This window comes from Marivirga arenosa (assembly GCF_030503895.2).
Classification (GTDB): domain Bacteria; phylum Bacteroidota; class Bacteroidia; order Cytophagales; family Cyclobacteriaceae; genus Marivirga; species Marivirga arenosa.
In genome coordinates, this window is the sequence record NZ_CP129970.2 from 1848594 (window position 1) to 1862950 (window position 14357).

General features: G+C 34.1%; 17 protein-coding genes. 6 read left to right on the top strand and 11 right to left on the bottom strand.

Annotated elements, in window-relative coordinates:
* Positions 1-32: 32 nt before the first annotated feature.
* On the top strand, positions 33-1241 hold the full coding sequence (locus tag QYS48_RS08135) for an NAD(P)-dependent oxidoreductase (RefSeq protein WP_308358323.1): 1209 nt from the start codon (positions 33-35) through the stop codon (positions 1239-1241).
* Between the two features lie 12 nt (positions 1242-1253).
* Here the strand turns inward: QYS48_RS08135 and QYS48_RS08140 are convergent, their stop codons facing one another.
* The 10 genes from QYS48_RS08140 to QYS48_RS08185 all read right to left on the bottom strand — a co-directional run bounded on the left by QYS48_RS08140 (position 1254) and on the right by QYS48_RS08185 (position 8922).
* Positions 1254-1469, bottom strand: a complete 216-nt coding sequence (locus tag QYS48_RS08140; protein WP_308358324.1) for a hypothetical protein — start codon at positions 1467-1469, stop codon at positions 1254-1256.
* Positions 1470-1637: 168 nt separating this feature from the next.
* Positions 1638-2534 (bottom strand): SDR family oxidoreductase, encoded by an 897-nt coding sequence (locus QYS48_RS08145; RefSeq protein ID WP_308358325.1) that lies wholly within the window; start codon positions 2532-2534, stop codon positions 1638-1640.
* Positions 2531-3406: a peptidylprolyl isomerase gene (locus QYS48_RS08150; RefSeq protein WP_308358326.1), complete on the bottom strand. Its 876-nt coding sequence runs from the start codon at positions 3404-3406 to the stop codon at positions 2531-2533. Before QYS48_RS08150 ends, QYS48_RS08145 begins: the two co-directional genes overlap by 4 nt.
* A 7-nt stretch (positions 3407-3413) precedes the next feature.
* Entirely contained in the window at positions 3414-4346 is a 933-nt protein-coding gene (hemC, locus tag QYS48_RS08155; protein WP_308358328.1) for a hydroxymethylbilane synthase, read from the bottom strand.
* Positions 4347-4353: 7 nt separating this feature from the next.
* Positions 4354-4800: a RimK/LysX family protein gene (locus QYS48_RS08160; protein ID WP_308358329.1), complete on the bottom strand. Its 447-nt coding sequence runs from the start codon at positions 4798-4800 to the stop codon at positions 4354-4356.
* 30 nt (positions 4801-4830) lie between these two features.
* Positions 4831-5493 (bottom strand): phosphatidylserine decarboxylase family protein, encoded by a 663-nt coding sequence (locus tag QYS48_RS08165; RefSeq protein WP_308358330.1) that lies wholly within the window; start codon positions 5491-5493, stop codon positions 4831-4833.
* 110 nt (positions 5494-5603) lie between these two features.
* Positions 5604-6878: a Glu/Leu/Phe/Val dehydrogenase gene (locus QYS48_RS08170; protein ID WP_308358332.1), complete on the bottom strand. Its 1275-nt coding sequence runs from the start codon at positions 6876-6878 to the stop codon at positions 5604-5606.
* An 88-nt stretch (positions 6879-6966) separates the two neighbouring features.
* Entirely contained in the window at positions 6967-7800 is an 834-nt protein-coding gene (locus QYS48_RS08175; protein WP_308358333.1) for a phosphatidate cytidylyltransferase, read from the bottom strand.
* Positions 7781-7987, bottom strand: coding sequence for a DUF2007 domain-containing protein (locus tag QYS48_RS08180; protein ID WP_308358334.1), 207 nt, complete (start codon positions 7985-7987; stop codon positions 7781-7783). The genes QYS48_RS08175 and QYS48_RS08180 overlap by 20 nt, the downstream gene beginning before the upstream one ends.
* Positions 7984-8922, bottom strand: a complete 939-nt coding sequence (locus QYS48_RS08185) for a CPBP family intramembrane glutamic endopeptidase (RefSeq protein WP_308358335.1) — start codon at positions 8920-8922, stop codon at positions 7984-7986. The genes QYS48_RS08180 and QYS48_RS08185 overlap by 4 nt, the downstream gene beginning before the upstream one ends.
* Before the next feature lie 38 nt (positions 8923-8960).
* Here QYS48_RS08185 and dusB point away from each other — a divergent pair, with 38 nt between their 5' ends.
* The 5 genes from dusB (at position 8961) to QYS48_RS08210 (ending at position 12869) form a co-directional block, all read left to right on the top strand.
* A complete protein-coding gene (gene dusB / locus QYS48_RS08190; RefSeq protein ID WP_308358336.1) occupies positions 8961-9959 on the top strand; it encodes a tRNA dihydrouridine synthase DusB in 999 nt (332 codons plus the stop codon).
* Positions 9956-10849, top strand: coding sequence for a DMT family transporter (locus QYS48_RS08195; RefSeq protein ID WP_302102496.1), 894 nt, complete (start codon positions 9956-9958; stop codon positions 10847-10849). Before dusB ends, QYS48_RS08195 begins: the two co-directional genes overlap by 4 nt.
* Before the next feature lie 146 nt (positions 10850-10995).
* Positions 10996-11382 (top strand): TraR/DksA C4-type zinc finger protein, encoded by a 387-nt coding sequence (locus QYS48_RS08200; protein ID WP_302122270.1) that lies wholly within the window; start codon positions 10996-10998, stop codon positions 11380-11382.
* A complete protein-coding gene (gene scpB, locus QYS48_RS08205; protein ID WP_308358337.1) occupies positions 11382-11945 on the top strand; it encodes an SMC-Scp complex subunit ScpB in 564 nt (187 codons plus the stop codon). The genes QYS48_RS08200 and scpB overlap by 1 nt, the downstream gene beginning before the upstream one ends.
* Before the next feature lie 72 nt (positions 11946-12017).
* Positions 12018-12869: a pseudouridine synthase gene (locus QYS48_RS08210; protein ID WP_308358338.1), complete on the top strand. Its 852-nt coding sequence runs from the start codon at positions 12018-12020 to the stop codon at positions 12867-12869.
* Position 12870: 1 nt separating this feature from the next.
* Here QYS48_RS08210 and QYS48_RS08215 read toward each other — a convergent pair whose 3' ends face one another.
* Positions 12871-14295, bottom strand: a complete 1425-nt coding sequence (locus tag QYS48_RS08215; protein ID WP_308358339.1) for an ATP-binding protein — start codon at positions 14293-14295, stop codon at positions 12871-12873.
* Positions 14296-14357: the final 62 nt, after the last annotated feature.

Genomic DNA, 14357 nt, shown 5'->3' on the forward strand with positions numbered 1-14357 from the left:
ATTTAATCCAATTGTAAGAATTAACGTTATTTATGCTGAAATTAGGAATCATTCGAGAGGATAAAATACCGGTTGATAAACGCTCACCACTAACGCCTGCTCAATGTCAAGAAGTTGCCAATAAGTTTAATGTTGACGTAAAAGTTCAGAAAAGTGAGGTTAGGATTTTTCAAGCTGAGGAATATCTACAACATGGAATTGAAGTAGTAGAAGATATAAGCGATTGTGATATCCTTTTAGGAGTAAAAGAAGTTCCTACCGAAAAACTTATTGAAGGAAAAACGTATTTCTTTTTTTCACATACTATAAAAGAGCAAGAGTATAATAGAGAACTTTTACAAACCATTCTTGAAAAGAAAATAAAGCTAGTTGACTATGAATGTTTATTAGACCCAAAAACTAATCAAAGAATAGTTGCTTTTGGAAGATTTGCAGGTATAGTAGGAGCATATAATACCATATGGACTTTTGGAAAACGATATAATCTATTCAATTTAAGGAGAGCAAATGAATGTTTCGATCTTGATGATATGAAATCGGAATATGAAAAAGTTAAATTACCTTCTATTAAGATTGCGATAACAGGTGGGGGTAGAGTGGCAAAGGGAGCAATGGAGGTAATGTATGGAATGGATATACTTCAAGTTACTCCTTACGAGTTTTTAAATGAACGATTTGACAGGCCTGTTTTTGCTCAGTTAAATAGTCATACTTACCATGTTAAGAGAGATGGAAGCCCTTATAACAGAAACGAATTCCATGAAAATCCAGGCTTGTATGAGGGCGATTTTATGAAATATGCTAAAGTGGCGGATGTTTTAATTGCTGGTGCTTTTTGGGATCCTCGAGCTCCTATGCTTTTTACAAAGGAGGATGCCATGCGTCCGGAGTTTAAAATTAGGATAATTGGAGATATCACTTGTGACATAGAAGGCTCTATTCCAAGTACAAAAAAGCCGGCTACTATAGATGACCCAGTATATGATTATAATCCTAATACTGATACAATAGAGCCAGAATTTAGTGTAGAGAGCAACATTACCGTTATGGCGGTTGATAATTTACCATGTGAACTCCCTAGAGATGCGTCTGAAAGTTTTGGAAATGAGCTAATTGAAAACGTTCTTCCGCACTTACTTAAGGGCGATACCCAACAAGTTATCAAAAATGCTACAATTGCAGAGAATGGACAATTGAATGATAATTATAAATATTTACAAGGATTTGTTGATGGGGAGTGAAAATATCTCCCTTTATTTTTCCATTAGTTCACTTAGTGTTTTACTAATTTTTCCACTAGAAATGGTTTCTATACAACAAAAATTTCCTTCTTCCCACCTAATTTCTTTCACATCAGCTTGAAATGCAGTAGCATCTTCTATGCTGAAGTTTCTAATCATCTCATTTTTACTTTCTGCTTTTATTTCTTTTGTTGAATCATCATTAAAAACAATCGTAAATTTTGGCATAGGTATCAATTTTTAAAACTGATATTAATAAGCCTTGTATAATGAGATTGTTTATAGGATGTAATATTTATATGGAAATTTTTCCATGAAGCCACATAATATTTCGATAAATAAAAGGGTATAAACGAAAAATTCTCAATTTTTTTTAAAATAGGAAATAAGGAATCTCTAGTTTATTTGGCCAGCCAAAATTTCAATACCTTCTTTAAATGAATGTGGTTTATAACCTAAAATGTTTTTGGCCTTATCTAAAATAAAACCAGTTTTAGGAGGTCTTTTAGCTGTTTGCTTAAACTTAGTGCTATCTGTTTTAGTCATACTGTCCGTAGGAAGTTTAAAGAATTCAGCCGTGGAAATGGCCATTTCATATGGTGTTAATAAATCATCACCTGAAATGTTAAAGATACCAGTAGCTTTTTGCTCAGCAATTAATAAGCAACCTTGCGCCAGATCTTCAGCGAGTGTTGGGGTTCTCCACTGGTCATCTACTACCTGAATTTCTTTACCCTCTTCAAGAGATTTTTTGACCCATAAAATGATATTACTTCTACTCATGTCATGCGCTATACCATACACTAAAACAGTTCTGGCTATAGCCCACTCAATATTGCTTCCTTCAATTAATTTTTCTGCTGCCAATTTGCTTTCACCATAATAGCTCACAGGATTAGCTTCAGCTTCTTCTGAATACGGGCCATCCTCACCATCAAAAATAAAATCAGTAGATAAATGTAAAAGGAATGAATTATTTTGTTCACAAGCTTCAATTAAATACTCAACAGCGGTAACATTTAGTTGCCAACAATCTTCCTTTTCTGTTTCACATTGATCCACATTGGTCATTGCAGCTGTATTAATGACAACATTTGGCTGATGAGTTTTTATACAGTTTAAGACTTGATTTTTATCTGTTATGTCAAGACTTTCAAATTGATATAGATCACTTGCTGGTAAACGGTTTTTTCCTCTTGCAGTAGCTACCAGTTGATGATCTGTTTGCTCAGTTATAAGTTTAACTAATTTTTGACCTAATAATCCATTTGAGCCTGTTAGCAGAATTTTCATTTTTCTTCGCTTGGATATTCGTAACCGTATTGTTCAGTAATTTTCTTTTTAGACATTTTTTCAACTTCCGCTGTCATATAAATGTCTTTAACAGGTTTATCTGCACCAGCAGTCCTCACCGAAGCAATAGAATCGATCACATTTAAGCCTTCGACCACTCTTCCAAAAACTGTATATTCTCCATCTAAGTGAGGCGCACCTCCAATATTGGCATAATCTTCGATTTGACTCTGATTGAATTCATATAATTCAATCTTGCCAAATTCTTTTTCAACTAATGAATCTGCTATCGTTTCCATGAAGTTTTGCAATCCTTCCATATCCTGGGCCTTTTGCATTTCAATCACCTCATTTCTTAAAGTAGCATATTTTTTCATGCCTAAAAGCTCACGTAATTTCATTTGCTTTTGCTGATGAGCTCTACCCTCAGACATTTGCTTTAGGTCACTTTCTTCGAATTTTTGTCCATGAACAATGTAGAACTGAGATCCACTAGATTTTCGTTCAGGGTTGATTTGGTCACCTTGTCTTGCAGCAGCTAAAGCCCCTTTTACATGCCAAAAGTCAGGTTGAATTTCTGCCTCGATAGTGTAGTTTACCTTATCCTCATCCTCAATATTTTTTTTCTGATTTACATCACCACCTTGAACCATAAAGTTTTCAATCACTCTATGAAATATAGTGCTGTCATATTTTCCTGATTCAACTAGTTTTATGAAATTCTGCTTATGTTTTGGTGTTTCTTCGTACAAAATGGCTTTCATATCACCATATTCTGTATGTAATACAATCACAGAATCTTTTGAAGTTTGGCAAGAGGCAAATAAAGTGATAAATAAAACTGTAGTCAGTATTAAATTTTTGTATTTCATGGTATAGTTATTCAGAAAGTTGTTCTCTTATTTCTTTTAATATTTTGTCCCCCCCTTTTTTAAGGACTTGTTTTGCGATAAGGTTCCCTAACTCTTCAGCTCTAGAAGCTTCATCTGTCAGTTTCAGTGATATTCTTTCTTTTCCATTAAGACTGATTATCCCTGCTTCCATTTCAATGGAATTACCCTCTAGTTGAGCCAGACCAAATACTGGAATGCTGCAGCCGCCTTGTAAGTATTTTAAATAGGCTCTTTCTGCTCTTAGGCAATATTCTGTTTGCTTATGATTTAAAGCAAATCTTAAAATGTCTTTCTTTTCTTGGTCAATTGTTTTATGTACTTCTATGGCTACTGAGCCTTGACCAACCGCAGGGATAAATTCCTTTGTTGAGAGTTCAAGCTTTATTTTCTCATCATAATTCATTCTATGTACACCAGCATAGGCTAATAAAATGGCATCACATAGTCCTTCTTCCATTTTTCGAATTCTGGTTTGAAGGTTTCCACGAATATCAACTGTTTTAACGTGCGGATAGAAGTGTTTTAAAGTAGCAATTCTTCTGGTTGAAGAAGTTCCGATTACAATTGGATTTTCTTTATTATAAAAATCAATAGAATCTTTATGAGATACTAATACATCATTAACTTTTTCTCTTTCAGTAAAGGCAATTAATTCAAATCCGGTCGGTAATTCAGATTGCATATCCTTAGCGCTATGAACTGCGATATCTATATTTCCTTCAGCAAGTTGTGCTTCTATTTCTTCGGTAAACACACCTTTACTTCCTATTTTAGAAATAGCAACATCTAAAATTTTATCACCTTTGGTTTCAATGATTTTGATTTCAGCACTATGACCTGCTTTTTCTAGTTTATTTTTAACGTATTCGGCTTGCCATAAGGCCAGTTTGCTTCCTCTAGTTCCAATTCTAATGTTCATTTCCCTTTTATGATTTTTGATTGTATTGGAAAGAAAGATTTTCTTCTGCTACATCCACCACAAATCTACCACTCAATAATTTCCTACCCAATAAAATGGGGTTTTTCATATGACTACGATCTGAAAGAGAAAATTCAGTATTGTAAATTTTATTGAAGATTTTGACTTTTGTTTTAATAATATAACGCTCTTGTACCTGACCATTCGAACTTCTGATCTTTTTCAATTTGAAATCAGAAGTCCTGAATTTGCGAGCTTTCATGCCTTCACCTAGTCTTTTACCACTAATGGTATAGACTAAAAAATCAGCATTGTCTTCTTTTTCTAGATGTATTTTTGAACAATGTATAGCAGAAGTATAAGCGCCAGTATCAATTTTTGCCTGGACGTTTACTAAGCCTAATTCAGGTAGGCTTATTTTGTCAACTCTGCCTATAGTTCTCTTTTGCTTCAATTTTTAAAATAGAGGATTAGTCTGATAAGATTAAGATTTGAGTTCCGCTATTACAGTTCTTCCACCTTTTGTTTTATCACCAATATTTACTTTTACCTCAGCATCTAATGGTAGGTATATATCAACTCTGGAACCAAATTTAATAAAACCAAACTCTCCACCTTGTTCTACAACATCACCTTCATTAACGTACCATTTGATTCTTCTTGCCATAGCTCCAGCGATTTGTCTAAAAAGTACTTCAATGCCACTTCCGTTTTCAACAACAATAGTAGTTCTTTCATTTTCCGTACTGGATTTAGGATGCCAAGCTACTAAATATTTACCCGCATGATATTTACAGAATTTCACTACACCAGAAATCGGACTTCTGTTTACATGCACATTTACGGGTGACATGAAAATGGAAATCTGCTTCCTTTTCTCATTAAAATATTCTGTTTCTTCCGTGTTTTCAATCACTACCACTTTTCCATCAGCTGGTGCCAAAACATGTTTGTCATTCTTATTGATGATGAATTTTGGATTTCTGAAAAACTGAAGTATTAACAAATAAACTACAATTAATATGATTAATATTCCATCATTTACCCATTGTGGAGTATTTAACACATATTCAAATAAGAAAAATATACCAATGAATATAATCAGCGAAAAGAACAATATTTTTCTTCCTTCTTTATGTAAAGTCATAGCGTTAAATTATATGAATTCTATTGAAGTTTTATTCACTTCTAATTCTATTAAAAAAAGCGCAGATTTACTGCGCTTTTAAATATATTAAAAATTATTTGGCTGATAAATTAATATCCACCTCTATATTTATAAGTCTGAGCTACTTTATCGATTGCAACAATGTATGCAGCAATTCTCATAGGTACGTCATAGTCAATAGAAGTTTTGTAAACCACTTCAAAAGCATCTTTCATGATCCTATCAGAACGTCTGTTTACGCGTTCTCTTGTCCACTTATAACCTAATCTGTTTTGCACCCATTCGAAATATGATACCGTAACACCACCAGCATTCGCTAAGATATCTGGAGCCACCATAATTCCATGTTCGTTAATAATGCTGTCTGCTTTTGCTGAAGTTGGTCCATTTGCACCCTCAACAATCAGTTTAGCTTTTATTTTACCTGCATTATCATGTGTTATCACATCCTCTTTTGCAGCAGGAATTAATACATCAACCTCTAGGGTTAATAATTCTTCATGTGCAATTTTTTCTGCACCATTAAAACCTTCTAAAGTACCGTTATTATTATTTCTGTATTCAATAGCTTCTTTAATGTTGATGCCTTTATCATTGAAATATGCACCAGAAATATCGGATATTGCTTTGATAGTTGCACCTCTTTCTTCTAACAATAAAGCAGCAAAAGAACCAACATTTCCAAACCCTTGAACAGCCATTGTAGCTTTATAAGGATTGATTTTCAGTTTTTCCATTGCAGCTAAAGCTGAAACCATTACACCACGTCCTGTAGCTTCTGTTCTACCTAATGAACCGCCTAATACCAATGGCTTACCGGTAACAACTGCGTTTACAGTCATACCTTTGGATCTTGAATAAGCATCCATCATCCACGCCATTTCTCTTGGGCCAGTCCCCATATCTGGTGCAGGAATATCTCTGTCTTCACCAAATACATCAACCATTGATTCTGTGTAGGCTCTGGTTAATCTTTCAATTTCACCAGCAGACATTGAACGTGGGTTACACTTAATACCTCCTTTGGCACCACCGTAAGGGATGTCAACTACCGCACATTTCCATGTCATCCATGCAGCAAGTGCTTTAACCTCATCGATATTCACACCCATATCATACCTTACACCACCTTTTGATGGGCCTAAGATAGTGGAGTGAATAACTCTGTAGCCTTCAAAAACTTGTATTGACCCATCATCCATTGTTATTGGAAGATTTACTGTAACCTGACGAGCAGGTGACTTCAATACGTTGTAAATTTCATCATCTAAACCTAAATGTTGCGCAGCGATGTGGAATCGCGACATCATCGACTCAAAAGGGTTTTCTAAGTCTTTTATTGGAGCCGGTTCGATATATCCCATAGTAGTATTTGTTTTTATAAAAACTTGGAGGCGAAATTAACTATTTGTTATCTGATTTTTACTTTTTTATGTACTAATGTTGAAAAAATCATTCAAAAAGCATTAAAAAAGCTGAAATAAATGGTGCAGACAACAAAAGTCCATCAAATCTGTCTAAAAAGCCTCCGTGGCCCGGTATAACTGAGCCAGAATCTTTAATATCTATACTTCTTTTGAATAGAGATTCAACTAAATCTCCATATGTTCCTGCTATTACGATTATTCCTGCAATGCAAAGCCATTGCCAATCTGCAATTTCATCGAAATTTGCAGCCATGATTATAGCAAAAATAAATGCCAAAATTGTTCCACCTAAAGCCCCTTCCCAAGTCTTTTTGGGAGAGATCCTTTCAAACAACTTCCTTTTCCCAAATTTAACCCCTGCAAAATAAGCGCCTGTATCGCTAGCCCAAAGTATGAATAATGCACCAATTATGATTTGAAAACTGTAGGTCCCATTATAAAAAACAGCTATATGCAGTAAAGAAAAAGGAGCGGCTACATAAATAATTCCTAAGAAAGTGTAGGCAATATTTGTGAAAGGTTTTTTATCATTTTTATTGTAAAGTTTTACAAAATAAACGGTTGATGCTATTGGAGCAATTACAAAGTAAATCCTTGGATCAAGGTGTTCAGCCCTTACTAAAAATGTAATCGTATAGATTGATAATCCTGTGATTGTTCCCCAAAACTTTAAAGGCAACATGCCATCAATTCCAACTAGTTTATAAAATTCAAGTTGGGTTAAGGCGCAGAGTATAAAAAACACTGCAAAATAGGTCCATTCACTATAAATAATAGCCGAAAGAATAATTGCTACACCAAGAATAGCGGCAATAATCCTTTGAGTTAAATTATTGTATTTACTCAAATTTGATATCATCTTCAATTAGTTTGATCGCTCGAATTACATGATCCACAGTAACTACGATTTCATAGTAGCCAAGCTGATAGGCTGAATCTTTTTTATCTACAATAATCGGATTCAATTCCTTTTCCTGCAAATAATCATTCACTATTTGTGCTTGATATAACTTATCTGTTTTATAAACAGTTTTCCAGTTTTTCATTCCTGAGCAGCTTTATTCATTTGTTGCTTAAAGTAACGGAAAAAAATGAGACATGCGAATAAGGCTGAAAGTGAAATATATACTGGAACCGAAGAATCTACTTCTTGTGCGTCAAAATCATCTATAAACCTTGGCCCAACATACATTAATATAACTGCCAATCCATTGTTAACAAAATGGGCAATAATCGGATACCAAATATTTCTAGAAAACACATAAATGTACCCAAACAAAGCGCCAAGCATAATTCGAGGTACAACACCATAGAATTGCATATGAAAGGCTCCAAAAATTATAGCTGATATCCATATTGCTAAATGAGCATTTTTGGTCGCTGATTCTAACTTATTCTGTAATAAACCTCTGAATACTAGTTCCTCTCCAATTGCTGGTAAAACACCAATAATTAGTAGAGCGATAAGCATTTCACCAAAACTATCGTAGTTACTGAGCAACTCTGTCAACTCCATTAGTTGATCTTCCGTGGCTCGCGCCCATTCTTCAAAAGCTTTCATGAATTCTGGAAATTCAATATTCATATTCCATTCAATAATGATAGAATTAAACATCATGAAAGAAAACGTCATCAATACAATTATTAAGGCCGAGTTTAGACTCAATTTTTTACTATGGAAGTAATCTTTAAACTCTTGCTTATCCATTTTTTTTATAAAAAATAAGCCAAAAAGAGTAAAGCCTAGGAAGTGGCTTACTCCTTGAGCCACATACATAAATAATTTACTTTCAGGGCCAAAAGGCGGTTGTAAAATTTCTTGGCTCTCAAAAATATTAACGCCTGAAACTAAAACTGCTAAACCAGAGCCAATGAGTTGACTTATAAGATTCCATGCTAAAAACAGTAATACAAGGTAAAAAATTGAAGTCCAGGGATTTTTATAGATAATTTGTGGGTTGTTATGCTTTAAAGAATTCATATAGTGCGTAAATTTACACCAAAATTAAGATTATCAAATTGGTAAAGATAGGAAACATATCATTAGGCGAGTTCCCATTATTATTAGCACCTATGGAGGATGTCAGTGATCCGCCATTTAGAGCAGTATGTAAAGAGAATGGTGCCGATTTAATGTATACAGAATTTATTTCTTCTGAAGGATTAATAAGAGATGCCATCAAAAGCAGACAAAAGCTTGATATTTTTGATTATGAGAAACCGATAGGGATTCAAATTTTCGGAGGAGATGAAGAAGCAATGTCTATAGCTACTAATATTGTCAATGTAACTCAGCCGGATTTAGTGGACATCAACTTTGGTTGTCCTGTAAAGAAAGTTGTCACGAAAGGCGCTGGAGCTGGAGTTTTGAAAGATATTGACTTGATGGTGAGGTTAACTGAGGCTGTAGTAAAATCTACTGATTTGCCTGTTACTGTAAAAACCAGATTAGGCTGGGATGAGGATTCCAAAAATATTGAAGAAGTAGCTGAGAGATTGCAAGATGTTGGGATTAAAGCTTTATCCATACATGGGAGAACCCGAAAGCAAATGTATAAAGGAGAAGCTGACTGGTCATTAATTTCTAAAGTAAAGAATAATTCAAGAATCAACATTCCTATTTTTGGGAATGGAGATATTGATTCTCCTGAAAAAGCTTTAGAGTATAAAAATAGATATGGTGTTGATGGAATTATGATTGGAAGGGCGGCTATTGGTAATCCATGGATTTTTAATGAAATCAAACATTATTTGAAAACGGGAGAAACACTTCCTGCTCCAAATCTGGAAGATAGAGTAGAGACTGCTAAAAAGCATTTGGAGTTTTCAGTTAAATGGAAGGGTGAAAAAGTAGGTATTTATGAGATGAGAAGGCATTATACTAACTATTTCAAAGGCATCTCACATTTCAAACCTTATAGAACTCGTTTAGTAGAAGGAGATAGTTTTCAAGAAGTTTTAAATACATTAGATGAAGTAAAAGAAGTTTTTGCTGATAAAATGACCGAGAAAATATGAATGAAAAAGAAACTGCAAGTCCAGTTTTAATTTACGGATTATTAATATTACTCGCGCTCATATGGGGAAGCTCTTTTATTCTTATTAAAAAAGGGCTTCTTGTCTTTTCAGCTGGAGAAGTTGGAGCCATCAGGATTTTTTCAGCAGCTTTAGTGCTTACGCCCTTATCATTACCTAAACTCAAAACATTAAATAGAAGGCAATGGAAATGGCTTTTTATTTCAGGTATGGTGGGCAGTTTTGGGCCAGCATTTTTATTTGCCTATGCACAAACTCAACTTGAAAGTGGGATTACAGGTGTATTGAATGCACTGACTCCAATATTTGCATTGCTAGTTGGCGTTTTATTTTTTAAAGGAAGTTTAAAACTCAGAGATAGTTTAGGGATTGCTTTAGGCTTTGCTGGCACTGTTGTTTTGATTGTTGCTGGATCTGGTGGTGAACTTGGAAATTTTAACTTTTATGCCTTATTCGTAATACTTGCAACCTTCTGTTATGGACTAAACCTGAATATAATCAAAACCCAGTTTAATGTATTAACACCAAGAATGATTACGAGTATTTCTTTGGTTTTAATAGCTCCTTTGGCAGGAGGCTATTTGTTTGGGGCAAGTGATTTTATTCATAAAATGCAATATGCAGATGGGGCTGGCATGGCTTTATTATTCATTTGTATTTTAGGTGTGATAGGAACTGCATTTGCGTTAATATTATTTAATAGGCTCGTAAAATTGACTTCTCCAATCTTTACAAGTTTTGTAACTTACTTAATCCCAATTGTAGCCATTATTTGGGGGATATGGGATGGTGAAATTTTAGTAATAGGTCATTATATCGGTATTATATTAATAATTTTAGGAGTAGCATTTGCTAATCGTCCAAAAAAATAATATTTGGATAATTTCAATATATATAAAACAAAACATTGTTGCTGGTAAATCGCTAAACATATAATATTCTATAAAATCGTTAAATAATTTTTGTTTTAAGCGAAAGCATTTATTTTTGCCCGCAATAATTTAAACCTGACAATGTTATGAGTGATCAAGAGAAAACAAGATATAATGCAGATGAGCTAAAAGAGTTTGAAGATTTAATCACTGACAAATTAAATAAGGCCAAAGAAGAGCTTAAATATATTAAATCAACCATAACTCGATCTGCAGATACGGGTACTGACGGTACATCAGGAAATGTTAAAGTATTAGAAGATGGTGCTGATACTATGGAGAAAGAAAGTATGAATCAATTAGCTGCCCGTCAGCAAAAGTTCATCACTAATCTTGAAAATGCGTTGGTAAGAATCAAAAATGGAACGTATGGAATCTGTTCTGTAACAGGTAAATTAATCTCTAAAGAGCGTTTAAAGGCAGTTCCTCACACTACTCAATCAATTGAAGCAAAATTAGCACAAGATAAATAATGGATTTTCTGCTGAATCATATTGAAGCACTAATTTTTTGTGCCACCACTCCATTGAAGGTGCAAGAAATACATAAGTGTTTGTCAGAAATGTTTGAAGCAGATGTTCCCAAAGAGGATATTGATCGGGCTCTCGAAAAGATTTTAAAGAAATATGAGTCCGATGAATATTCTTTCCAAGTTGAGCATGTAGGTGGGGGGTATCAATTCATGACGAAACCTGCTTACCAGGCAAGTATTGGCATCATGCTCAAGCAACAATCCAAAAAAAGACTATCTACATCTGCACTAGAAACGCTTTCAATTATTGCATACAAACAGCCTATCACCAAAGGCGAAATGGAGCAAATTAGAGGAGTGAATTGCGATTATACGGTGCAAAAGCTCCTTGAAAAAGAGTTAATTGAAATTAAAGGTAAAGCAGATGCAATTGGTAGGCCAATTCTTTATGGTACCAGCCAGAACTTCATGGAGTATTTCGGAATAAACGATATCAAAGATCTTCCAACTCCAAAAGACTTTTCTCAGGAAGACAATCAAATTGGGAAAGAAAACGAGGATTAATCAAAATAGAAGCGTAGTTTTGTAATTGAAATAAAGTCTTGATAATCCTATCAGGATGTAAATTTCTATTCTATGCATAAAAAGAAATCCCCGAATCATAATAAGCCTAAATCAGGTTTTAAAAAGAAAAACCTTAAGGCGAAAAATACAGCTGAAACCCCGGAATATGATATTAAAAAATTAAAATCGGAGGAGGTAAAGCAAAAAGAGCTTAAAGAAGGGATTCGCCTTAATAAATTTATCGCAAATGCTGGAATATCTTCTAGAAGAGAAGCCGATCAGCATATATCGGAAGGCAAAGTTAAAGTAAACGGTAAAGTAGTTACAGAACTAGGCTTTAAAGTAAAACCATCAGATGAGGTAGCATTTGAAGGTAAACCAATAAAAAGAGAAAAGTTAGTTTATGTGTTGTTGAATAAACCTAAAGGATTTATCACCACTATGGATGACCCTAAAGGAAGAAAAACGGTAATGGATTTGGTTGCAGCTGCTGGGCAGGAGAGGATTTACCCGGTTGGCAGATTAGATCGCAATACTACAGGATTACTTCTTTTCACTAATGATGGAGAATTAGCCAAAAAGCTAACTCACCCAAAACATAAAGCAGCTAAAATTTATCAAGTGGAATTAGATAAGCCTATCACGGAAGAAGATTTCTTGAAAATTGAAGAGGGAATAAGCCTGGAAGACGGAGAGGTTAAAGTAGATAAGATTGCTATTTTAAGTCCAGATGCTAAGAAGCTGGGTTTAGAAATTAGAATTGGTCGAAATAGAATTGTTAGAAGAACGTTTGAGCATTTAGGCTATGAAGTCGTGAAGCTTGATAGAACAACTTTTGCAGGTCTTACAAAAAAGGATCTTCCAAGAGGTAAGTGGAGATTTTTAAAGCAAAAGGAAGTGATCAATTTGAAGCACTTAAGATAATTTATCGATCATTATATTTAACAGCGGCATTTTGAATGACTACTGTAAAAGTGCTTCCCATATTTACTTCTGATTTTAAGGTGATTCTTGCATTAATTTTTTCTAAAGCTTGTTTCACTATAAAAAGTCCCAATCCAGAACCCTCTGCTTCGCTGGTAGCTCTATAGAACATATCAAATACCTTGTGCTGACTTTCTGGAGAGATGCCAATGCCATTATCCTCTACTGATATGTGTACATCTCTGTCTATTTTCTGAAATCGAATAGCAATGTATTGATCCTCTTTTTTAGAGTCATGATATTTAACGGCATTGGAGATCAGGTTTCCTAAAATTACTTTTAACTGATAGTAGTCAGTTTTTAGAATATGATGTATTTGCTCACTGTAATCTAAGCGAATTTGTTCAGCTCCCTCATTGAATTTCACATCTGTGATAACATCTTCCACAATCTCACCCAGCCTAAAAGTTGTAGGTTTTATTTCAGTTTTAATATTGCGTGAATAATTGAGGATATCGCTAAAAATATCATCTAGCTTTTTAACCCTTTCTTCCATCATTTGCACATACTTTTGGCCAGATTCCTCTTTAATATCATGTTTTGCAATATTAATTAAACCCAGTAAAGAAGCGACTGGAGCTCGTAAATCATGGGAGGTGCTGTATAAAAAGCTATCTAATTCTCGGTTAGTTTTTTCTAAAGCAGATCTTTCTTCCTCAAGTAACCAAATGATCATCCCAATTCCTATGAATGCAATTAACAAGAAATCTAAAGCGCCTAAGCTGCTGTTTAATTTTAAAATGTAATGCTTATCAAATAGTACTGAAAGCCCACCGAGGGCATAATTAAGGTTTTCAAAACCATAAAGAATGAATGCAATCCACAATAATTTTTTACCTACAGCGGTATCCCTCTTTCCTATTCTCATAATTTGAATTCCTGCAAAAAGAAAACCAAAACCAGCAATTAATGATTTTACGGTAAAAGGTAGAGCTAATGAGTATTTATAGCCACCTTCTTCATCCAAAACAAAAGCTAATGCACTGAATAGTGAAATAACTATTACTGTTGCATATTGTGCGTATTCAAATTTTAAACTGATGCTTTTTCTTTCGATTAGATGGTACGCCCCCCGTAATAGCCATACAATATGCATTAAACCTGCAATTTGGAAGAAAAATGTAAATACATTTTGCCAAAAGGGTCCTATGCTTTCATTAGAATTAAAATATAATGTTATTAAAGTAATAATGATATAAAGGGCGAAAGAGAGCCAGCTATAAGCCCAAAGTTTTAGATGTTTTCGTTGGTACAAACTATAAAAATACCATAGAATTAAAGCCAATCCTATCCCCCAAAATGCTTGCCCGATGTATGTAGGGGTAATTTCTTTTAAAAATATACTAATGATTGACTGACTTATCAACTCTTTAAATTTTAATATCTACTAAAGTAACAACTTATATCTGATATAGTAAACAAATGCTT